14 protein-coding genes are annotated in these 23,406 nt (G+C 29.9%); all 14 read right to left on the reverse strand.

Features of this window, described 5'->3' with window-relative positions:
* A complete protein-coding gene (locus ACUUYC_RS22210) occupies window positions 1-417 on the reverse strand; it encodes a response regulator (RefSeq protein ID WP_474269505.1) in 417 nt (138 codons plus the stop codon).
* A complete protein-coding gene (locus tag ACUUYC_RS22215) occupies window positions 418-6,768 on the reverse strand; it encodes a hypothetical protein (RefSeq protein ID WP_474269507.1) in 6,351 nt (2,116 codons plus the stop codon).
* A gap of 917 nt (window positions 6,769-7,685) precedes the next feature.
* Complete coding sequence (locus ACUUYC_RS22220; RefSeq protein WP_474269509.1) at window positions 7,686-11,417, reverse strand: LamG-like jellyroll fold domain-containing protein; 3,732 nt, start codon at window positions 11,415-11,417, stop codon at window positions 7,686-7,688.
* Window positions 11,418-12,137: 720 nt separating this feature from the next.
* A complete protein-coding gene (locus ACUUYC_RS22225; protein ID WP_474269511.1) occupies window positions 12,138-12,743 on the reverse strand; it encodes an NAD(P)H-dependent oxidoreductase in 606 nt (201 codons plus the stop codon).
* Window position 12,744: 1 nt separating this feature from the next.
* Complete coding sequence (locus tag ACUUYC_RS22230) at window positions 12,745-13,071, reverse strand: avidin-fold protein (protein WP_474269513.1); 327 nt, start codon at window positions 13,069-13,071, stop codon at window positions 12,745-12,747.
* 116 nt (window positions 13,072-13,187) lie between these two features.
* Complete coding sequence (gene pafA, locus ACUUYC_RS22235; RefSeq protein ID WP_474269515.1) at window positions 13,188-14,882, reverse strand: alkaline phosphatase PafA; 1,695 nt, start codon at window positions 14,880-14,882, stop codon at window positions 13,188-13,190.
* 42 nt (window positions 14,883-14,924) lie between these two features.
* Complete coding sequence (locus ACUUYC_RS22240) at window positions 14,925-15,779, reverse strand: CPBP family intramembrane glutamic endopeptidase (protein WP_474269517.1); 855 nt, start codon at window positions 15,777-15,779, stop codon at window positions 14,925-14,927.
* 130 nt (window positions 15,780-15,909) lie between these two features.
* Window positions 15,910-16,695, reverse strand: coding sequence for a PhzF family phenazine biosynthesis protein (locus ACUUYC_RS22245; RefSeq protein ID WP_474269518.1), 786 nt, complete (start codon window positions 16,693-16,695; stop codon window positions 15,910-15,912).
* 494 nt (window positions 16,696-17,189) lie between these two features.
* Window positions 17,190-18,089, reverse strand: coding sequence for an alpha/beta fold hydrolase (locus ACUUYC_RS22250; RefSeq protein WP_474269519.1), 900 nt, complete (start codon window positions 18,087-18,089; stop codon window positions 17,190-17,192).
* A 38-nt stretch (window positions 18,090-18,127) separates the two neighbouring features.
* On the reverse strand, window positions 18,128-18,877 hold the full coding sequence (locus ACUUYC_RS22255; RefSeq protein ID WP_474269520.1) for a DUF6597 domain-containing transcriptional factor: 750 nt from the start codon (window positions 18,875-18,877) through the stop codon (window positions 18,128-18,130).
* A gap of 572 nt (window positions 18,878-19,449) precedes the next feature.
* Entirely contained in the window at window positions 19,450-20,472 is a 1,023-nt protein-coding gene (locus ACUUYC_RS22260) for a DUF4405 domain-containing protein (protein ID WP_474269521.1), read from the reverse strand.
* Window positions 20,473-20,570: 98 nt separating this feature from the next.
* Window positions 20,571-21,098, reverse strand: a complete 528-nt coding sequence (locus ACUUYC_RS22265; protein WP_474269523.1) for a hypothetical protein — start codon at window positions 21,096-21,098, stop codon at window positions 20,571-20,573.
* An 86-nt stretch (window positions 21,099-21,184) separates the two neighbouring features.
* Window positions 21,185-22,231, reverse strand: a complete 1,047-nt coding sequence (locus tag ACUUYC_RS22270; protein ID WP_474269525.1) for an ArsO family NAD(P)H-dependent flavin-containing monooxygenase — start codon at window positions 22,229-22,231, stop codon at window positions 21,185-21,187.
* Window positions 22,218-23,390: a MalY/PatB family protein gene (locus ACUUYC_RS22275; protein ID WP_474269526.1), complete on the reverse strand. Its 1,173-nt coding sequence runs from the start codon at window positions 23,388-23,390 to the stop codon at window positions 22,218-22,220. Before ACUUYC_RS22275 ends, ACUUYC_RS22270 begins: the two co-directional genes overlap by 14 nt.
* Window positions 23,391-23,406 lie beyond the last annotated feature (16 nt).

Consider the following 23,406-nt stretch of genomic DNA (forward strand, 5'->3'; position numbering starts at 1 on the left):
CTACATAATTTTTTGTTCAATTAATCTTTTAATTGGTCTAATCAACCTCCAATCTCTATTCTTATTTTTATTAATGAAGTTTCTTCCAATGTCAACTTTTATATTAAAGTTATTTTGGTCATATTTACTTAATATAATAAAATTATCGTTGGTTTCTATTTGTTGAAAAAGTTCCAAACCTTTTTCATCATATCCTCCTGTTAGAGCAACATCAATAATAATTAAATCAAAAGATTTGGATAGATTATCCGAAATCCATTTTTCTCCTTTTCCATTGTCAATAGCATTTCTTAAATCTTTTATTTTAGAAACTGTTTCAAAAATAGTTACTTCATCAGAGCTAAATAATTCTAAAATACCTTTTTTAATAAAATCAGTGGGTTTTTGTTCATCTTCAATAATAATAATAGTTTTCATTTACTTTAAAATTTTTACTGTTACGATATACTTTTGTCCATTTTTTGGAATCGTAGTAGGGAAATTAACAATCACATTTGTTAAATTTTTTATTATTTCTTCACATAAATCTTGTCCATAGCCATCATTATTACCTCTACTATTTATAATGTTTGAAAAAATGATTTCCAAGTTGGCAGGCGTATCATTACATTCTATTTGACAAATTTTTCCATACTTTTTTTGATTAATTATTAATTCAGGGATTACAGAATCAATTAATATTGAATAAGTTTCAAACTTGATAAAGTTTATTGAAAGTAATGGAATATCTAACCTACTTGATGTACCAAATCTATCTGATTTAAAAATAGTACTAATCATTTTACCTAAGTATTCAGGGAAAAATACTTTTCTTTGTGTTATGGATTTTAAGTTAAGCCCAACTTGAGAACCAATTAAATTATTAATTATCTGAAATTCAAAATAGTTAGAACTTGCATATTTTAGGACTAATCTATCATCGGCTTCTGTAGAATCCAAAACATCATCAAAATCATCTTTACCATTTATTTTCTTTCTTATTCCTTCGTACTCACTTATTATTCCATACTGTGAATCTAGGAAGCCGCCTACCCCATGTTTTAGTTTTCTTTGATAATCTTTTAATTTATCTAGTTGGAGTAATTCTAAAAAAGTATTAGCGGAAATTTCATTTTTTAAAAATTTACTTAATGACTTTCTTAAAAGCAAAATGAGTCTTAATTTTTCTTCGGCAATCCTTTCACCTTTTTCTAAATAAAAAGTTAATACTGCTTGCGTATAAAGTTTGTTTTTTTCTTTTTCTGTAGAGTCATCTTCATTATCCGATAATTCTTTGTAGAAATCAGAGATTCTGACAAATAAAATTGAATACGTATCATTTCTTAATTGGTAACATTCATTAAAGTTTCGAATATCAGTTTCAATAAAGCCATCACGATATTCTGGTTTAATATCATTAGGTTTATTTTTATACACCTCAAAATTAGATAGTTCTATTTTTGAGAATTTACTTTTTTCCCTATTTAGGTTAAATATCTCTAATGTTAGAGAGGTTTCAATATTGCTTAAAATATTTTTTGGTGAAACTTTATTTTTTTTATTCTTAAATAGATATAAATCATCTTTGTTTACTTTTTGTTTCTTTTTTTTGAAATTTACAGTTAGATAAGATTCCTCAACTTTGCCAATGATATTACAGCATTCACTGAGTAATTTTTGAATATCGTTTCTGATATTTTCATCTTTGTTTTCTACATAACCATTTTTATTCTTTATTTCAATATTATATAATTTTGTTTTAGCATTACAATAAGCTTTGTAGCTAACTAGTGAAACCAAATTCGCTTTAATTCCTTTCCCAATTAATAATCTAAATTTTGGATTTTCTTTATAATCTTTGAAATCAATATTATGTAATTTTTCTTTTCTTTTCTTTCCTTTTGAATTTTCTTTCTTGAAATCCTCCCAGAATTTGAATGCAATTTCTGTGTTTTCGAGTTTTAACAAACGTAGATAATGTAAATAATTACCGTTTTTAGTGTTATCGCGAAATTTTGATTTTCTTGATATAATAATGCGATCTAAATTTTCTTCCAATTTTGCAGATTTAGTTTCATGCTCTAATACAAGTTCTTGTATTAAGGAAACTAAATAAATTATCATTTTTTTTGAATTTGTATAATGATATAATAGAGTTTGATTAATAGTCGCGTAAAAAGAGTCGTCAAAAACCTCCATACTTCTTGTTCCACTCAATATTGAGTTTTCATAAGCAACTCTGCTAATTCTTAACTTTTCTAAATTAATTGAATTCCAAAACTTTTCAAATTTATTTTCAGGAAAACAATCCTTACTCTTCTGTATATGCAATGCAATTTCATATTTCCCAACGTCATTACTCTTTTCAAATGTTGTTATTAAAGAATTTAAGCTTGTAGTACATAATTCATTTAATATATCTACTTCTCCTCCAATTGAGTCTATGACACCTTTAATTGCATTAAAAAAACTAATACTAATAATTAAGTTACTTTTTAATTCAACTGATCTCTTTAATAAAAATTTAAAAGCCTGATAGCTAGAATACTTACTGGGTTCTTTTTCAAAAAAAGTCTTCACAAAATCTTGGCTGGGCTCAAAGTCTTTTATAATATCTTTTAACTCATCATTAATCCATTTAAATGATGCTTTTCTTATCTCTTGATAATAAATTAGAGGTGTACTACATATAATTTTTAAAATGGTATACTTTCTATTATATTCATAAACATTAATAACACTTTTTTTATGTTCGTCTAACTCTTTATCTAGCTCATCTTTTATTTTATTTTTTAACACTTCAAATTTAAATTCCTTAAATATTTGAATTAAATGTTCCTTATGAAGGTGTTTTTCATTTTCATAATTAAACAAGGTATATATAGCATTTAAAACTAATAACTGGTTTAACTTTTTATATTTCCAAATTCTTTTATGGTCAAAAATTTTAGTTTTTAACTCTTTTGATAAATCATTTGTTTTTAAATCAATTTTTTTAGTATTGAATCGTGACCTTATAGAATCTAAAGATGATATTGATGAAAGTAGTTCGTATCTATCTTTTTCTTTCTTTAATGGAAATACATTATTTGGTTCTTCTATAGAAGGATTATTAATTTTTGTATAGTACAGTAATTTATTTTTTCCGTTTTTTAGATCAAATTTTTCATCTAAAGGAACTAGTTTTAAGATTAAATTATTTTCATTATCATAAGACATTCGATTTATTAATGAAATGCAGAAATCGATACCTTTTCCCGATGTAGGCTTATTCCTAATATATTTAACAATGTCATTTACTTCAAAAAAGGACTTAACAGTAGATAAAACATCATCAACAAATATTACAATACTTGCATTTTGCAAACCATCTGAATATAAAAACTCGGCATTTTCTATATAATCCTCTTCTAATGAAATAAATAAGCAATTTGCTGTATATTCAAACAAATGTTCATTTACTAAATCAAGAAAGTTTGATTTAGAACCTGAAATTGGTGTTACAATTACAATTTTTTCATTTTTTAATTCACTAAATGAATCTTCTTTTAGCTTTTTAAGCCAACGAATTATATTGTTTTGGTTTTTATAAATTAATTTACCTTTTCTATCTTTTGTTTGCTTATTAATTATCGTTCCTGTTTTTGTGAAGTATAGATAATTATTATGATTCTTTTTTAAATTCCCATATAATAAAGAATCTCTTAAATCAAGTTTATTTTCTACCTTAATTTTATCAATTATCTCTACCGAAGTTAAGTTCACCATTTTAGTTTTTGGGTATCCAAAAATTAGTTGTGGTGTTACTGAGGCAGAACTAGTTTCAATTAAACACCGCTCTTTAGACGTTTTAAAACAATAATCACAATTATGAGCCTCATTCCATTCAGTCAATAGTGGAATAAAATATTTTTGTGCTGTTTTTTCATTTTTATCAAAGGGGGTTACTTCAACTATTTTGGTTGTTTTATTTATTAATTTCCAATTAAAATTATGAAGTATTCTATCTGTTGTTTGGGTTATTTTTAATGAGTTTCCTCTCCTTTTCATTGAGGCTTTATTTCCAACCAACAGTATATTTAAATAAGATGCAACATTTTGTTTTTTATTAGTACCCTTAATTCCTTGGAGTATTCTATCTATGTCTTTTTTTATTTTTATTGATGTTGAAAAAGTAGATGCAATTGGAACAACTATTATAGTATTTGAATGAAGATTGTATTTGTCTCTTGATAAGACACCATCTTTTGAAATAGTAAAATGAGATAAATTTACATTTTCTGGTTTACTTTTCTCAAGCAAATTTTTTATTGTACTTGATAAGAAGTCTGAATATTTATCATAACCAATAATTGAATAATTAGTATTAGCTTTAAGTATGCTATTTTTAACAATATATTCAGCTAACTTATAGGCTAATGGCGTTGTGAAAAAACTATTCTGGAATAACCTTTTGCCGTAGAAAAAATCGGTTATGTGAATTTTTGAACCCAATCTAAAATGAGTGTCTACTATTTTGTAGCCTTTATTCCTTGATCCTACTTGTTCTGGTCTATAGATAGTGTTTAATGAATATTGAACTGATTCTTCAAACAAACTCATTTTACTATTATATTTATCAGTGTTTGTAATCAATAGCTCAAAATATTTTAATTTTTCATTATGAAATAAATTGTTATTATATATATTTTGGGGTAACTTAATATTTAAATTAATTTCTTTAGATAACATTCCATCATTTGAATCAAAATTATAATGATGATGTCCAATATTAGAATTAATTAACTCAAATTGTTCTGTATTGTCACCTGTTAAAAGAGTTGCTCCAAACCTCTGAGAAGGATCATCATTACGCTTCTTAAAAGAATAAAATAATACACGAGAATCATCTAGCCAAAATTTATATCGCTTATAAAACTCATTACTAATTTGATTGTTTTTACTAATGCTTCTCTCTAATCTTTCTCGTATTTTTTTTATTTCGACAACTTCTTTATAATCAGTATTATAAACTATAATGTCCTTGAAATTTTCATTTAGAGCAGATAAGAGTCTTGTCCAATTACTTTCATTGGAGATTGAAATTTTTTTTGCATTTATCAATAAAATACAATTCTCTTTATGTTTATTTGTCTCTGTAATTATTTCATATAACTTAAAATTGTATAAATATTTTCTTTTAACTAAATCTGCTTCTTTTATTTCTTTTTTAAGTCTTCTAATTTTCGGATATTGATTTTTACCTGGAAACTCATAAATAGGAATTCTGCCATTTAGCTCCTCACTTTTAAAATCATCTATATAAACTCTTTTATAATTATCTAGATCTTTGAAAGTGTTAATTTCAAGAGCGCTTTTTGCCTTCTCATTTTCTTTTTTTGATAATCCATTTTCTTCGTTAAAATCAATTTTTAATGGAATTATACAATTATATGTTGTTCCTCTTTCTGCAAAAGGAATATTAGTTGTTCTTTCAGTATTAGAACCATTATATATAACGATTCCTTCTGATTGAGTAGATGTTTTAATAAAACCATTTAATTCATTTTTTATAATATGAGTAAAATGATGTAAACCGTACCTACTTATTAATTTGTTTTGTTGATGCTCTAATTGAAAGTATTTTTCTCCAATAACAAAAAAGTCTTCATAATTAAATCCCTTAATTACTTTTATATCATTGTCTAACTTATCTATTGATATTCCAATAATTTTATTATCAACTTTATTCTTTGTAAGGTTGTCAATATATTTTTCTGATATACTTTTTTTGCCAAAATCAATAACGTTAATATCAAGGAAAAATCGAGTATTATCATCTCTAAAGTATTCACTACCAAAACTTGAATTTAAAAACTCATTTTCAAGGCTATCTTTTCCTTTTAGAGTTTTTAATTTAGTATCATTATATATTCGAGCTGTAATAATACCCCTACTACCAGAATGTTCTTGAATATTTAATGCTAATTCTTTTAATCCTTTGGATATTTCTTTTACATATCTTATATAATGAGAAAAACGCTTTAAATTATCTTCTTTTCTTTTTATTCTAATTTTGTCAGATATTCCTTTGCCGCCAATAGGTAAGTATGTTTTCTCGTTTATTAAAAGTAAATACAATGTAAGTTCAATAAAACTCAATTGATTTAACTTAAATTTTTTAATATGATTGTCTGATTTTGTAGAGTTTCTATCATTTTCTTCAAACCCCCAATAATTAACTAATTTAACTATTTTGGCTTTATATTCTTCTAACAAATAGTAAAACTCACCTTTATTAGGTTTTTCTTTTACACTAAAATACTTTTCAATTGATATTATATTGTTGTTAATATAAATTGGTGGGATAAACTTTTGTGAGTGTGTAAGTTTACTGCTTAATATTATTTCCTTCTCTTTTGTAGTGTCTTTAACTGTATAAATTCCTTTTATATGAAGGCGATTTTTTAAGCCAAATGTTGCTGTAAAATGTTCTAACTGTGTAGAAAGTGAGAAACTCCTTTTCTGGGTTAATTTATTGTTTAAGACAAAAGTGATACTTGCATCTACAAAATCTTTTAAAAATAATGAAACATAAGAAAGAAATAACGGGTCAATTAAGCCATTAAGGTTTTCTAATGATTCATCATCATCATTTATAGTCAAATCAGACTGAAAAATTATCTCAACTGGTTGTAAAGTGTATTCTAATCCACTTTCTTTTTTTTCTAAAAGAATCTTGTAGTCATTAACAAAAACTTCAATTTGATTGAAATCAATATTCTCTTCTATTATATACTCTTCTTTCATTTTTGGTAGAGCGTTGGCTTATGTATCGAAAAAAACTAAATGTACAGTTTATGATGCTAGTTTCAATAATGAAATGCAACGATAGCAACACCCGACTGAATGTTTAATTTAAACCGTATGTACCTGTTACACAGTCCTAAGATAGAGAAATAATGATTATCTTAATAGTATGTAAGAAAAAAATACAGCAATAGCTATTATTTACAACGTTTCGAATAAGGGATCATTTATCTCAAACATTATTGTTTCTTTGGATAAATATAAGATTTTGTTTACGTTAAAAATTGAGGTTTTCCGTAATTCAACTAAAGTAATCACAAAAAAATAGAGATTTTTAACCTTAATAAACTTCAAAGCTAAAATGTTTAGCATTTTTAAACTTTATGTGTGAGAACCAATTTCCTATCCTAAGCTTGAAAATAATAGTATATAAGAATTTGAATCTCGCCAAGTCTATAAGCATTAAAAATACAATCAGAAGCTTAGAACTGTTTATTTAAGCCAAACTTATTTTTTTGTTATTACTTATATTAATTGAATATTCAGCAATCAACGAACTTCACTAATGCTACGATTGTTGGCTTCTATGTGAATGTATCCTTGTGTTAAGTTAATATATATCTTCTGAAAATGGAATATATTCATTATAGGAATTGAATACTTCGAGGATCTTTTTTTGAGTAGTTTTTTGTTGTAGTCTTGTTGCATTATCAATACTTTAAGATGCGATTAATAATGCAGCATGTTGTTCAACAAACAGGCTAATACTTTTTAAATCGGCAATCAAAAAATTCGATTTTAGAAACCTTGGGGGTACTAAGAAAATTCTTCTTAAAAAAAATCCCAACAGTGATGTTGGGATTTTTTTATTCATTGAATGTTACGCACTTAAATAAGCTGATACAAAATTAAATGATTTAGTCTATGATTAAGTTTTCAGGCAATTGTTCTTCTATTTCATACGTGCTGAAATTTAAAACGTTTCCTGGATGTGCTAGTGCGTTTTGTAATAACAAAGGAGTATCTGGTTCTGTGCCAGTATATTGAGAGCTTCCATTCATATTAGCATCATTCACATTATATCCTAAAACAGTGTATGTTGGGAAGTTTAAAAAGTTTCCAGCATCATTTAAGATATTCGATAAAATACTTGGTGTATCAGGACTCGTCCCTGAATATTGTATCAATTGATCGCTATTTACATTACCAGCCCAAAGTGCTGCTATATTTGGTGATCCGATTACAGTTGCTTGTGCATTAGTACCAAAAGTAATTGGAGTTGTACTATTTGTAAAATCAACACTTACGGGCGTCAATGATAATGCAATTGTATTGGCAGTCATGATTCCTAAATGATTCCGATGTTTTACAACGACATAAAAATTATTGTTAGGTTGTGAGAAAGGTACATCTGATAGACCATCAACAGCAACGATATTTCCATCGCGTTGTAATAGCGCCGATTTTGCTTCTGTAATTACCGTATTATCAGTAGCATCTCTTAATTCTACCCAAACCCAATCAACAATATCATTACTTATTGGTCCAGTTCCGTCAGTTCCTCCTGTATTAAAAACGGTTGCGTTACAAGTTAATCCATCAGCATACGGTGAAGTTGTAGGGATATAATTCGCATCTCTTAAGTCATCACGCATTAAACTAGTATCATCTACATCTGGATTCATAAAAGCGCCTTGTAGATATACTTTAGCACTAAGAAGAATAGGTTCAATACCAGTACCTTGTACTGCAAAATCATAAATTGCTTCATCACAATCATTACTTGTTATGCTTATAGTAGCAGTATCATTTGTAACAACTGTGCTTGGCGTATAACGAACAGTAAACGTTGTTGTTCCTCCTCCTGAAGTTACAGGAGAAATAGGAGCTACAGTTACTGTAAAATCAGTACTTCCTGAAACAGCCACCAATGGTGTGCCAGATAAGATTAAATCTTCATCTCCTGTATTTTCTATAGTAAATGTACGTTCCAAATAATCACCAAGATAAACATCTCCATATTGTGTGTTATCTGCTGCATCAGGTGTAGCATCTCCATCTACAATAGTAATAGCATTACCCAATACATTTATTTCTGGTGCAGTTACTGTGACTAACTGAGAACACATAGCGGTATTACCAGCATTGTCAGTAACCGTCCAAATAACTGTTGTATCTCCTATAGGAAATGTAGCAGGAGCATCATTTGTAACCGATGCTACTTCGCAATTGTCTGATGTAACTGGGGTGCCTAAATTTACATTGTTAGCAGTGCAAAGTATTTCAGAAAACCCAAAAGCTACTTCGCTTATTCCAACGGAATTAGTATTACCATCGACGGCATGATTACTTAAAATATTAAATTTAATATGAGTAGCACTTATGGTAGGGAAGTTGAATATTTCTGGAGTATGAGAATATACTTCTTTTATTTCAAAATTAGTAGGTGTATCTGGAATAAGTGTAAAGTTTACCCCATCGGTAGAAGCTAATATTTCAACTCCATTTACACCTACACTTTGATCACCTCCCATAGAGCCTCCAAGATTCCAAAAAGATAAAGAATTTATAGACTTCAACCCACCAAGATTAAATGTGATTTCACCAGAAGGACCATTAGCTACCCAATAGTTAGGGGGATTATTGATATCCCCAAAATTATTGATATGAATAGCTGTTAGTGAAGGAAAAGATGTTAGACCAGAACCATTTATCATTCCCAAGAGTGGGAAAGATGATGTAAAAGTTGATGTTACACTTATAGGGTTTATTATTGTGGTATTTAATGTTGTTGTTACAATATCTGAAGGACAAGTAATCGTTGGGTTTTCTGTATCATTATTTATTGTAACTAATTGAGAACACATAGCTATATTACCAGCGTTGTCAGTAACTGTCCAGATAACTGTAGTATCTCCTACCGGAAATGTAGCAGGAGCATCATTAGTTACCGACGCTATTCCGCAATTATCGGATGTAACTGGTGTACCCAAATCGCTAGGGTTACAAACTGTTACAATGTCCGAAGGACAGGTAATCGTTGGGCTTGTTGTATCGTTTACAGTAACTAATTGAGAGCATGTAGCAGTATTACCAGCGTTGTCAGTAACGGTCCAGATAACTGTCGTATTTCCTACTGGAAATGTCGCTGGCGCATTATTGGTAACAGATGCTACTCCACAATTGTCTGATGTAGTAGGTGTACCTAAATTTACGTTGTTAGCACTACAAATTGATTCATGAAATCCAAAAGCGACTTCAGCTATTCCAACAGAAGGTCCACCACCACCTGGTGCGGTACTACCTGTATACCCATGATTACTTATGATATTGAATTTAATATGAGTAGCATTTGTAGTTGGGAAGTTAAAAATTTGAGGTGTTAGTATTGTAGATACTTCTGCAAAATTAGTAGGCGTATCTGGAATAAGTGTAAAGTTAACTCCATCTGTAGAAGCCAATATTTCAACTTGATTTACTCCTTGAGTACTAGCATTACCGCTAATATTCCAAAAAGATAAAGAGTTTACAGCTTGTAATCCTCCAAGATTAAATGTAAGTTCTCCGGAAGTACCAGATCCAGTCCATGTTCCAGAGTTACTACCACTCTGATGAGTAGCTGTTAGTGATGGGAAAGACGATAATCCAGATCCGTTTATCATATTAACGAGAGTTTCATCTACTCCACCTCCAGTTTGACCAGGTCCTGTTGGAATTGAAAATGTAGAGACTATACTTGTTGGATTTATGATTGCGGTAGTTGTGGCTACAATGTCTGAAGGACACATAATTGTAGGGTTTTCAGTATCATTAGGAATGGTTGCTGTAGGTGTATTGGTCATTGTTGTCATAACTGCGCCTATTCCTGTAACCCAATCGTTAGCAATATCCATGCTGGTTAATGTTCCTGTATTTCCGTTTGTAGATTGATCGGTTACTGTGCTACTATTTGTGCCATCTTCAAATGTATAATACAGTTCTAAATTTGGTTCTGAACCTGTTAAACAAGCATTCATACTAGCTTGTATTTGTGCTTGTGTTTTTGCAGTAGACCATATTCTAACATCATCTACTTTTCCTTGATACTTAAACGATGTTCCATTCCAAGTACTTCCAATAGCAGTTGGCCTAGTTAAGGTCGTTAAAGGATGAAGTGTTTCTGCGAAAGAACCTAAAAGATTACCATCTAAATACACACTAGTCATACCACTACTGTGAGAGGCTGCTACATGATGCCAGCTTCCGTCGTTAATATCAACTTCATAAATTGGTGCTCCAGATTGGGTACCATCAAAAAAGAATCGAAGATCTCCGTTACTAAAGGTTTGGCAATTCATAGCTCCTTCAATAGAAAGCGGCATCCCAGATGTTCCTGGTTGTGTGGTATAGTTTACCCATAATTCTAGAGTAACAGCAGTTTGAGTTCCTATAATATCATTAGCAGTAACAACATATCCTGTAGTATCAAAATCCAATGCTGTAATTGTTCTTTCAGCATATACATTATAGGTTTTCTCTTCAGTTATGGTTTCAGAAGTAAAGTCTATTTGACTTCCAGTACCAGCTATAGGACCTTCAATAATAGAATTGTCTGCATTATCACGTAAAAAATAGTTAACTCCTGTTTCGGAAGAACTTAAAGATACCATTACATTTTCAGAACAACTGTTAGAAGTTTGACTTATTGTTACTGTTTGATCTATTATACATTGGGCTTGTATTGTTATTGAATTTAGGAATAAAAAAAGAATAAAAAATAGGGCAGATTTTTGTAACATAATTTTGAATGGTGACAATTGGTTAGTTGAACTACAAGAACGTCTTTTAAATTTTAAAAGAGGCTCTTAATTCTTTATTTTTTAAATAGTTACCATTAATAAAATCTATACAACAGAAATTACATCGTTAATCTATTTCAAACAACAAATACCGAAGGCTTTTACCTGTTAATTTTAAATTATGTAGAAAGTAGTACTTAAGAAGTTATGCCTATTATTAATGACGCTAAAATTAATTTATTGGTATATGAAGCCGATTGTGTTGCATTATCAATACTTTAAGATGCGATTAATAATGCAGCATGTTGTTCAACAAACAGGCTAATACTTTTCAAATCATCAATCAAAAAGTTCGATTTTAGAAATCTTGGGGGTACTGAATGGGACAAACTAACATTTTTGTTTTTTTTGTCCCTTTTTATTTTTATCAAAAACAATTGATAGTAAGCTTATTAACTCTAATACGCTATTTAGTTTTGTGGTTCGACTGGGCTAGCAACAAAAACATGGGCAAAAAGTTAAGGGAGTTATGTTGCTAATTTTTTAGCTAAAAGGTACTTTACTATATTTACCTTTTGACCATATGCATCATTAAGCACAGTATTTTTTTATTCGTTTCCCAATGTTCTTAACTATTTCAGAATGTTCATTCTCGACTTTTCCTTGGTCTAAAGTTCCTCCCAATATTATCATCTCCTTTTTATTAAACCGTTGCCCCAATCTGTCATCAATCATTACATTTCTCATACTTTCAGCAATACCAATTTCACCTAAAAACTCATTAGGATGCCCAGCTGTACACAAACAAATTCCATATTTGATAGTTTTCATTTTCCTAATTTTATGTCCTTCAGTATCATACCCATATGCATATCCAACTGAATATACTCTATCAAACCAACCTTTCAATTTAGCAGGACAATCACTCCACCAAACGGGATACAGGAAAATTATGCAGTCTGCATTTTCAATTTTTTTCTGTTCTTTTTGAATATCTGTTGAAATTGGTAAATCTAAATTTAAAAGTCCTTCTCGCATATATTCCTGTTCGGTCATATCAGTTTGAAAATCCATCTCATATAAATCTGAGATTTGAAACTCTATACTTTCGCTTTTCAGACCTTCTTTTAATTGTTCTAAAATCTGATATGTGTAAGATTCTTTACTTGGATGACAATATATAATCAGTACTTTCATTTTATATCTCAATTAATATGGTTTTACCCGAACTATGATCTTTACAAATCCATTGCCACGTTTCATTCATTCTGATTTTCCCGTTTTTTGTTTGTTCAAGGTAGCTTTTATAATTTACTGCCATTAATTCATTTTCTTGGTTTATGCGTTGATAAATAAATTCAAAATGATTCTTAACAATATTATCTTTTATAATTTCTCCGCCGCTATATTCAGCCCAAATTATATTATCCCTTTGATTATAAGAAAATATTGTCTTACTGGAAACTTCTCCATTTTCCGAATTGAATTCATATTTAATTTTTTTATTATTTAAGTTGACGTTCATTTCTATGTATTGTGCTTAAAACTGTTTGTGTATAATCACTTGTTATAGCAGTTAATTATACATGGTTTTAGGTGCTTTTTTTAGATTTATTTTAATTCATAGACTTAATGAGTTCATTATTTAAATAATTCTATTAATGGACTTCCACTATTTCCACTTGGCAATTGAAGATTAAGCATCATTGTTAGTGTTGAAGAAATATCAATAGGTGAAACTTTCCTTACTGATTCTCCATGTGTTATTCCATTTCCAAACCAAAGTAAAGGAACATGTGTATCATAACTATAACCTGAACCATGAATGGTTCCTTTTACTGAAGATATCTCAATTTCAGAATCATCATCTTGAACTAAACCAGCATCAAAAGTTATAAGAACATCGCCAGATCTTTTTTGTTGATATCCATTTTGAACGAGCTCCCTTAAACCAGAATTATATTGACTGGTTTGTAAGTGATAGGCAGTTAAAGCACCGCTAATTCTTTCAAGATTTACTAAAAAATTTGCAGCATCTTGTTGAATACTTTCTAATTGTATTTTTTTTTCATTGATGATATTTCTGTTCAAATACAACTGATCTCCATCGAAATTTTGAATCCATGAACCTTCTCCATATTTAGTGTTTAAGTAGTTACTCAATCGGTTTTTATATCTTGCTATTCTAGCAACTCCAGTAGGGATTTTTATATCATTTAAATAAGAGGCTACAGGAACTGCACCATGATCAGAAGTAAGAAATAGTGTATATTCTCCTTTGCCAATTTCTTTATCTAAGTATCTTAAAAGTTTACTTATTTCAAGATCCAATCTTATATAAATATCTTCTATTTCAACTGAATTTGGGCCAAATATATGTCCAGCTTTATCCGTAACAGAATAGCTAATAGTGAGCATATCTGTTTCTTCATCACTACCCAAATTTTCATTTTTAACAGCATCCATAGCGAATTCAGTGAGTAATGTATTTCCAGCTGGCGAAAACCCTAACATCAAATATTCTATATTTCTTTTTCTATATTTTTCTCTAAGTTTTTTGAAATTATAAGGAAAGGTTGGGCTGTTTTCTCCAAGGACAACCTCATATTTGTTGTTATCCCCATAGCTTTCAGTATAGCTCTCTATCGGATATAACGTATTCCAAACAGTATCTAAATATTTGCTCGATTTCTCTAATTCATTAAACTGACTTACCCATTTAGGTAATTCATTCATATAATAAGAACTCGAAACAAAATACCCTGGACTTGTTTCGATATCATGCCAGTATGCTGCATTGGCAAGATGACCACCAGGTAATACAGCCGCTCTGTCTTTTAATGAAACACTAATTACTTTTGATCGGAAATTAGTATTCATACGTAGTTGGTCGGAAATTGTAGTAGTCAATAACTGTTTGGGTGAAGCTCCTGTATTATTTTGCTTCTTGCTACCAATTAAAACTACGGTAGTATCTTCCACACTACTAGTATATCTCTTTTTATACCGATTGTACCAACTATTACCTATAATACCATGCATTGCTGGTGTTGTACCTGTATATATTGATGAGTGACCCGGTGCAGTAGCTGTTGGTGTAAAATTATATTGGGTGTTTTTAAAATTGAATCCATCTCGTAAAATTCTTTTAAAACCATGTTCGCTATATTTTTTTGCATATCTATATAATTGTTCAGACCTCATTTGATCTACTACAATTCCAACGACCAATTTTGGTTTCTTTAAACCATCAGATTGTGCATAAGAAAAATTTAAGCTAATTAGATATAATATTAAAATAGATATTATTCTTTTTGACTCTATTAAGGTATTCATCAAATTTTATTGTGTTGATTATTAAATCTGCTTATGTATCTATTATAATTTTTCTTTAAGTGCTTTTCTCCAAAAGTATATTGCAAATACAAAGGTTACAATGGCAAACATGATTCCATTCTCTCCAAGCCAATGTTCAGTTCCTTCAATTTTTTCTGTTAAAGGAGGAAATATTTTCTGAACAAATACATTACTTACCGAATGAAAAATTACTGCTGGCCATAAACTTTTAGATTTAAAAGTATAGTAAGTCATAATAAATGACATCGAAATTACAAACACAAAAAAAGTTATAAATTCCAAAGTGACATTTTCACTGTAATATAATAGTATTGGCCAATGCCATAATGCCCAGATGAATCCAACAAAAAGGGATACACCGGTAAAAGAAAGAACTTTTCTTGATTCATAGATTAAAAAACCTCGCCAGCCTATTTCTTCTCCTAAAACTGTTGCCATTGCTCTTATAACACCGACAGTTCCTAGTAAAACAATACCTATAATTATAATAAATGTTGGTTTTAATGTCCCAAATCCAACTAATCCAAGTTCTTTAGCCCATTCCATAATGCTCTTTACATTCGATAATTCTCCTAATCCAAAAGACCAAATGAGTATATAGGTAATGAAGACATATATAGCAGGAGTAAAATAAGACCAGCGAATATATTTCCAATCTGCCCAATTCCAATGTATTAAAGAAATAGGTCGCCCTTTTATTTTAAGTGTAATTATTGCAGCTATTGCTGGACACCACATAAGTGCTCCAACGTATATTCGAGAAGGATATAAATTAACAATTGCAAGATAAAATGGTGTGCTTACAACTGTAACAATAATTAGGAAAATAAAAATTGTTTTCCAAGCTTCTTTGCGTTCAATCGATTGTTGTTTCATTTGATTTTAATTATTAGTTTGTTTTTAAAAAGACTAATAGATAGTGGTTTTGCTACATTACATCTAACGTTTCAACTTTGGTTAAGCAACAAAACCTGTATTAAATATATCTTTTGTTGTTGCCAGTTTATTATAGTTTAATAATTCCTTCTGAATAGGTTTTTGCTTTTCCTGTAATTAATACTCTATCTTCTAAATTTGTACAAAGCAATTTTCCTTTACGAGACGATAATTGAATTGCTGTCATCTCCTTTTTATTTAAAACTTTACTCCAATAAGGGACTAATGAAGCATGCAATGAACCTGTTACAGGATCTTCAAGAATTGTTGCTTGAGGAATGAAAAATCTTGATACAAAATCAGAGTTATTTCCTTTTGCTGTTATTGCTACACCTCCTGGATCAATATTTTCTCTATTAAATATACTTTTGTCAATTTTAATATTCCTAACATCTTGTTCGGTCTCATATACCAAAATATAATCTCTCGACTTGAGAACTTCTTTAGGCTGTTTATTAAGAGATTCTTTTATAAAACTGGGTAATTTAGCCTTTGAAGGATTTCTTTGAGGTAAGTCCATTACATAATGTTCGTTTTTAACTTCAACATACAGTTGTCCGCTTTTGGTATTAAAAACTATTTTGTCTTTTTTATATTCTAAAATAGTCGTTAGAACATGAGCAGTTGCAAGTGTAGCGTGTCCGCATAAATCGAGTTCTAAATCAGGTGTAAACCATCTTAATTCTATAGCATCTTCACTAATAATAAAAAATGCAGTTGCGTCAACTGAATTTTCTTTCGCAATGTCCTGAAGTAATCCGTCATCCAACCATTCATTTAGTTGCACAACTTTAGCTGGGTTTCCTCCGAATAATTTATCAGTAAAAGCATCTATTTGATAATAGTTTAATTTCATAGTTAGTTTTTTAATTGGCTACAACAATTGTATCTGCTCATTATTTTTAAATTGATCTAAAGAATTTAATTTAATCTTAAAAAAAGATATGTTCAATATCCAAAAAAGTGGCGAACAGTTCCGTGACTTTTGTCACAATTAATTAGTGACGAAAGTCACATGTTATAGAGTCTAGGAGGTTGTTTTTTTGTTTTTTATCAGTACGTGAGAAAATATTAAGAATAAGAATGCTACTCCAAAGCCTAAAACTCCAATACTTGAATTGGTAATTAATTGCCAAACTTCATGGATTCTAACATGAGGCGTCCAATCTGGATTCTAAACATGTGTTTCATTGATGTCCAAAAAAGGGACTACAATTGTATATAGAAATACACTAAATACTATTGCTGTTTTTTATCATTACTATTTGTTTTTAGATTACACATAATTAATGTTGCATTTCTTATTTTATTTCAAGTATTATCAAGTTTGATAAACCCTTTGTAATCAGTTTAGTTGCCAGTAAATGTTTTATTAATTTCGTCTCTGAATTCTTGATATTTCAATAAAACACTACCTGAGTCCTCAATTTGTGGCCAATGTCCAATATCTTGACAAAGTAACTTCACATTAGGATTAGGAATAAGTTCTTTATATCGATTAGCCATATGAATACCAGAATTGGGATCAAACGGTCCATTTATAAAGCACATAGGAATCGTTGTGTTTTGCATTGCACTTATCCATTTTTCTTGATGATTTAGTTTCTCGAAAACTAACCTCCCAATCAAATATGCAATTGACTTACCATCGTTATAATTTAAAATATCCCAAAATTGATTGATTAGTTGGTCGGTAGGTTGGGTGTTAGGACCAAAAATTGGTTGTATGGATTTTTCTAATTTCTCTTTAGTGAGCAACTTACTCAACAATTTCCCAATAAACTTTGGAGATTGTGAAAGTAATCGCTGTATCATTCTAGGTTTGTAACTGTCCATAAACAAACCACCGTTCATATATACTAACGATTGTATTTTAAAGCAGTTTCGTGAAGCTATATCTCTAGCTAATAACTCTTGAGCAATACTGACTCCAAGATCATGAGATAGAACATGGGTTTCTTTAACACCCCAAAATTCGATTAGAAAATTGACTATTTCGCAATGCTCATGAAAGCTATAATTATGATTTTTAGGTTTATCTGAAAACCCCATCCCTAAATAATCAAAAGTATGAACGGTGTAATCCTTTACTAGATTATCCCAAACATATTTCCATTCGAAAGTGTTGAAAGGATAGCCGTGAAGTATTAAAAGATTTGGTCCATTGCCTTCTTTTATGTAAAATATTTGATGATCATTTACATCTACCATTCTGCCTTTATTCTTCCAAGCAAGTACTTCTTTGTCCATTCCTAATTTGATTTACTATGGTTAGTAATATGGCAAAGTTACTTGTTAGGTATGATAAAAATTTGTAAAAATCGGTCGTTTTCGTTATTGGATAGGTCTTTTGGAGTGTGGTTGGTATACTTTTTTATTTCTTTATTAAAATGTGATCTGTCGTAATAGTTTTGGTTTGATAATAAATCTCCTTCTTTGATGTCTTTGAATGCTGCAGAACATCGTAATATATTACAATAGCTTTTTAGTGATAGCCCAAACATTTTATTAAAATATCTATTGATCTGCCTACTCGACCAAAATACTTTATCAGCAAAATAGCTCACACTATGATTGCCTTTAGTTTGACTTAGTAACCTAAAAAGATGAAGTTTTCGGTTGTCTAGATTATTTTGCCTATCGATTTCATGACTTATTATTGAACTTAACATATCAATAGTATCTAAGTTTTCGGAAAAGTCTAATTCATTCAAATTCCAAAAATCATTGGGTAATTTTTTTTCGGTGTTTAATAATGGAGCAATGCTTTCACCAAATATATATTCTGCAGCTAGTAATTTGAATTGTATTCCGAAAAGTTGATGATTTGGAGGGATTACCACTTCAATTTCTTTAGTATATGTTCCTGTTAACACAGTGCTTTGGTATTCATAATTATTGAAGCGGACAACAATATCAAAAAATCCGTCAGGCAAAATTGTGTAATTAATGTTTTTTGTTGAATCGTTATCTAACCACCAAAAGCATCTGATGTAGGGTTTCAAAATGGAATTTGCCTTTTGTTGGTGGTAGATCATATTCGATACTTTAAGTTTGTTACTCCCGTTTATTTATATTCGTGTATGACAGCATATTAAAATATTTTGCAATGAGATTGAGGGATGGTTTACCCTCAATAGTAAAATTGGTGTTGTTGCCATCTGATATACCTTGACCTTGCCAATCCCAAATATGAACACCATGAAACCAAGGCTCTTCTAATATAGTATTAAAAAAAGCTTGATAACAAAGAAGTTGTTATTTTTTAGAATTTTTTGAATATATATTCTTTATACCATTCCAATCAAACTATTATTCCAGCTTGGATAATGGCTACTTTTAAACGAACAATATCTGAGAATTTAATTTTTCATTCTGATCGAGAAATACAGTATGCATCATTTAAAAACTCATTGATCTTTTTCAAATCTTCAATCAAAAAGTTCGATTTTAGAAACCTTTTATTTATAGGGTGTGATAATATTAGTTGCCACGTCAGTTGCTACTTTAGTACAAAACAAAAATCCCAACAGCGATGTTGGGATTTTTGTTTTAAGAAGAAAATTTATATAAAAAATCTTGATCCAGTTATTATATTTTAAATAAAGAGTTATAAAGTTGTTTTAACACCAACGATAATACGTTCTATTATTTGTTTTGCTGTAGTTAAAGTTGATACGTCTGGATTGATAGTTCCGTCTTGCCCTGAGTGATGTCCATGACCAATGAATTCCATTAAATAATAGTTCTTGTTGTCATTCATATCGATTAATGATTCAAAAATGATTGAAGGTTGTCCTAATTGCCCTGTGCCACTATGGAATGTTTCATCATCTGGAAAATCGTATTCTGAATAATACTCATTGTCATCGAATGCTACATTAATTTCAATCTTTAGTTTAAATTTTGATATTTTATTGATAGAGGATAATAATTGAAAATTATCTACAATTGTAGCTCCAGTTATTGCATCTGGCAAAGGATCATTACTTGGAGGAACATACAATCCATCTGAATACTTCACATTTCTTTTATGCGACCAAACAGGTAAAGCATTCACGCGTCTATAATCACCTAAAGCATCTTTGTTTTCGTCAAAGATTTTAAAATTATCCTTACTTCTACCTCCAAAAAATAAACCTCTTGCAGTTGCTTTTGACACAAAGAGTGTCTCAACATAATTACCTTGTTCATCTTCTATCCAAACTGCCATTTGAGGATGCCAATAATGTTCTGAGCGCAATACATCAATTATTAATTGAATGTCGTTAGATGTATTCATTTCAACAACCTCATAGGTAGATAAATTTAATCCCTTTTCAGTAGTTGCTTTTTGTTTTGCTCCAAAATCCATTAATTCATTAAAAGGTACTATTTGATAAAAAGCTCCCAAAAAGAATAATGTGCCTATGAATACTAAAAACAATAGCCATTTTCCTTTAGTATATATTTTTAAGGAACGAATATTATTTTTTAAATGAAATAAAATTCCTAATGAAAATAAAATTCCAAATACTGTATGTATGGTAGCTGTACTTCGAGAGTATACATGGAAATATGATAGAATTCCTGTTACAAATACTACTATGAAACTGATACAGATAGACAGGCTAATAATTTTTCTAAAAGTCATAGAAACACTAAATTAGTATGTTATAATAAAAAAGGAGTCGAAACATTAAAAACAGGTTTCAATTGCGCTTGAACAAACTTTATATAATTAGGGATTTATTACAAGAATTTTTTAAGTTCTTCTATTCTACTTGCTAAATAAATGATTTGCTTCGCTTTATTTTCAGGCAATCCAAAGGCTAAAGGTTTAAACTTTGTTTGGTTAGAAAACTCCTTTTCTATTAATTTAACTTCTTCAACAATTATTTGTAAGCTTTCATCATCCGTTTCACCGACTACACCATGAATATCGTATGAACGCGCCTCAAACTTTGTAGTTTTAGATTTTTCCATTTCAGCTTTAAGAGCTACGAGATTGCTTCTCAAATTTGAAATAATTTTTGCCTCTCCAAATTTTGTTTGCGAACCACGACAACTTGATGGTGCGCATCCAGATGTAGCTTCATTAGTTTTAGATGCTGTTCCGCAAGAAGCAGATTTTTCGCCACCTTTGTGATCCGTAGTGCAAGTTTTTTCGTCGTGTTTTTCTCCTCCACAACAAGATGATTGCGCATTAACATTTGCGCTAAATAGCATAGCGATTGCCATTGTAATTGTTACGGCTAATGATCTTAAATTGAATTTCATTTTTATCAGATTTTTGAATTAAACATTTGTTTCTATCTGATAAGACGAAGGCTTTAAAAAATGATGCAGGAAAATTTAATTATTTTTTATTTACCTAAAGATTCAATGATTTCTTTGACAGTTTGTCTTGCTGTTTTACCAACTCCATAAATTGTTGCAGATGCAAAACCTGTCCAACTGCCATAACCTACCAACCAAAGATTAGGTTCTTTTACAGCATGTGTATATTGTGTTTTTATACGATTATTTTCAATAATATTTAGCGATTCTAAATGATTTAAATTCGCCTTGAATCCTGTACACCAAATCACAACATCAAATTCTTCTTTACTGTTGTCATCCCAAATAACTCCATCTTCATAAAACGATTTAAATGGACGTTTAGCATGTAATACATTTCTATCTCGTGCTTCCTTTACACTTTCAATCATTACTATATTGCTTAATGAAGCTTTGATGCCAGATGGAGCATTTGTCGATTTGCCCAAAAACTGTTGAGTTGCCGCATTAAATAAATAGCGACCATCTATATCATCTGGCAAAAAATAAGGTTCATTTAGAGTAATCCATTGAGTTTGTGTAACTTTAGAAACCTCAGCTAAGATTTGTGCTCCAGAATTTCCGCCTCCAATTATTAATACTTTTTTACCAACAAGATTATTTGTATTTCTAAAGTGAGAAGAATGCAATTGTTCTCCTTTAAATATTTCTTGATTGGAATAGTTAGGAATAAAAGGCTGTTGCGCAGTTCCAGTAGCACTTACAAGCGTTTTACTGTAAAATGCACCTTGATTCGTTTCAACTTTAAATAGATCATTTTCTTTACGAACCGAAATAACTTTTGTGTTTCTTTTTACTGGAATATCATATCTTGATTCGTATTGTTCTAGATATGAAATGAATTCGTCTTTTGATGGATATTCATTTTCACTTTTTGGCATTCCCCAACCCGAAAGTGAACTATATTCTGTCGGTGAGAATAATTTTAAACTCTCCCAAGTTTGTAGCCATGAACCACCAGCTTTTTTTTGATCATCTAAAATAAGGTAATCTAATTTGTTACGTCTTAAAAAGTAAGCTACTGAAAGCCCTGCTTGTCCGCCACCAATAACCAACGTATCATATATTTTCATGTATTGCAGTTTTTAATTTAGAAAAGGCCTCCTGAAGCTTCGGTAAAGGTGACGCTATATTCATACGCATAAATTGAGAATGACCTTTATCAAACCATGTTCCTGGTGTTAGAGCTAATTTTGATTTGCTAAAAACTAAATCATTTAATGCTTCACTTGATAAATTCAATTTACTGAAATCTAACCAAATTTGATAAGTACCTTCAGGAACAAATACTTTTATCGGTGGCAATTCCTTTTCTGCAAAATCTTGAATCCACTCTATACTTTTTTCCAAATATGTAATCAATTCATTTAACCATTCTTCTCCTTTTGTGTAGGCAGCAATGGTTGCAAAAGTTGAAAATGCATTTCCATGATCGAGATACATTGAACCTATGGTTGCTTTAACTTTTGAGAAAATTTCCCCATTAGAAATATAAAGATAACCATTAGAGATGCTTTGCATTCCGAAAGTTTTAGCTGGTGAGCCTAAAATCGCTATATGTTTATTACTAACTGATGCAATACTATTGAATGTAGCTTTAGAATAGATAATGTCTGAGTGAATTTCATCACTAATTATCCTAACATTATAAGTGTCTGCTAATTGTGTTAATTTCTGTAACTCTTGCGTATTCCATACACGACCTACTGGATTGTGTGGATTACAAAGCAATAAAACTTTTACATTTTCTGTTTGTAGTTTTCGCTCTAAATCTTCAAAATCCATTTCATATTTTCCATTAACAACTTTGAGCGGATTTCGTACTATTTTTCTATTGGCAGTATTAATAATATTATAAAATTGATGGTACACTGGAGTTTGAACTAACACTCCATCACCTTCGTTAGACAATTCTCTAATCAATACAGCTATACCAGTAAGTACACCTGATACTTGAATAAAAGATTTGCTATTTAGTTTTAATTGATGACGCTTTAAATTCCAGTCAGCAATTGCCTGAAATATTGTATTAGGATCAAATTCATATGCATAAATACCTCTATTTACTAGGCGTTGCAGTTCGTTTGTAATTGGTTCTGCGATTTTGAAATCCATATCGGCAATCCAAAGTGGTTGAACATCTATTGTCCCAAACATTGCTTTTAAGTAATTAGGATTACTCTTAGCAAATTTATGTTCGTAAGTATCGTGAGCTATATCAAATTGACTCATAAGTAAAGTTTATTTT

Source organism: Kordia sp. E, from assembly GCF_056033805.1.

What these genes read in the sequence shown, in the direction of transcription:
- ACUUYC_RS22275 (WP_474269526.1), bottom strand. Translation starts at nt 23,390, where the DNA reads ATGAGTCAATTTGATATAGCTCACGATACTTACGAACATAAATTTGCT.
- ACUUYC_RS22225 (WP_474269511.1), bottom strand. Translation starts at nt 12,743, where the DNA reads ATGAAAGTACTGATTATATATTGTCATCCAAGTAAAGAATCTTACACA.
- ACUUYC_RS22245 (WP_474269518.1), bottom strand. Translation starts at nt 16,695, where the DNA reads ATGAAATTAAACTATTATCAAATAGATGCTTTTACTGATAAATTATTC.
- ACUUYC_RS22210 (WP_474269505.1), bottom strand. Translation starts at nt 417, where the DNA reads ATGAAAACTATTATTATTATTGAAGATGAACAAAAACCCACTGATTTT.
- ACUUYC_RS22230 (WP_474269513.1), bottom strand. Translation starts at nt 13,071, where the DNA reads ATGAACGTCAACTTAAATAATAAAAAAATTAAATATGAATTCAATTCG.
- ACUUYC_RS22255 (WP_474269520.1), bottom strand. Translation starts at nt 18,877, where the DNA reads ATGATCTACCACCAACAAAAGGCAAATTCCATTTTGAAACCCTACATC.
- ACUUYC_RS22240 (WP_474269517.1), bottom strand. Translation starts at nt 15,779, where the DNA reads ATGAAACAACAATCGATTGAACGCAAAGAAGCTTGGAAAACAATTTTT.
- pafA (WP_474269515.1), bottom strand. Translation starts at nt 14,882, where the DNA reads ATGAATACCTTAATAGAGTCAAAAAGAATAATATCTATTTTAATATTA.
- ACUUYC_RS22215 (WP_474269507.1), bottom strand. Translation starts at nt 6,768, where the DNA reads ATGAAAGAAGAGTATATAATAGAAGAGAATATTGATTTCAATCAAATT.
- ACUUYC_RS22250 (WP_474269519.1), bottom strand. Translation starts at nt 18,089, where the DNA reads ATGGACAAAGAAGTACTTGCTTGGAAGAATAAAGGCAGAATGGTAGAT.
- ACUUYC_RS22220 (WP_474269509.1), bottom strand. Translation starts at nt 11,417, where the DNA reads ATGGTATCTTTAAGTTCTTCCGAAACAGGAGTTAACTATTTTTTACGT.
- ACUUYC_RS22260 (WP_474269521.1), bottom strand. Translation starts at nt 20,472, where the DNA reads ATGACTTTTAGAAAAATTATTAGCCTGTCTATCTGTATCAGTTTCATA.
- ACUUYC_RS22270 (WP_474269525.1), bottom strand. Translation starts at nt 22,231, where the DNA reads ATGAAAATATATGATACGTTGGTTATTGGTGGCGGACAAGCAGGGCTT.
- ACUUYC_RS22265 (WP_474269523.1), bottom strand. Translation starts at nt 21,098, where the DNA reads ATGAAATTCAATTTAAGATCATTAGCCGTAACAATTACAATGGCAATC.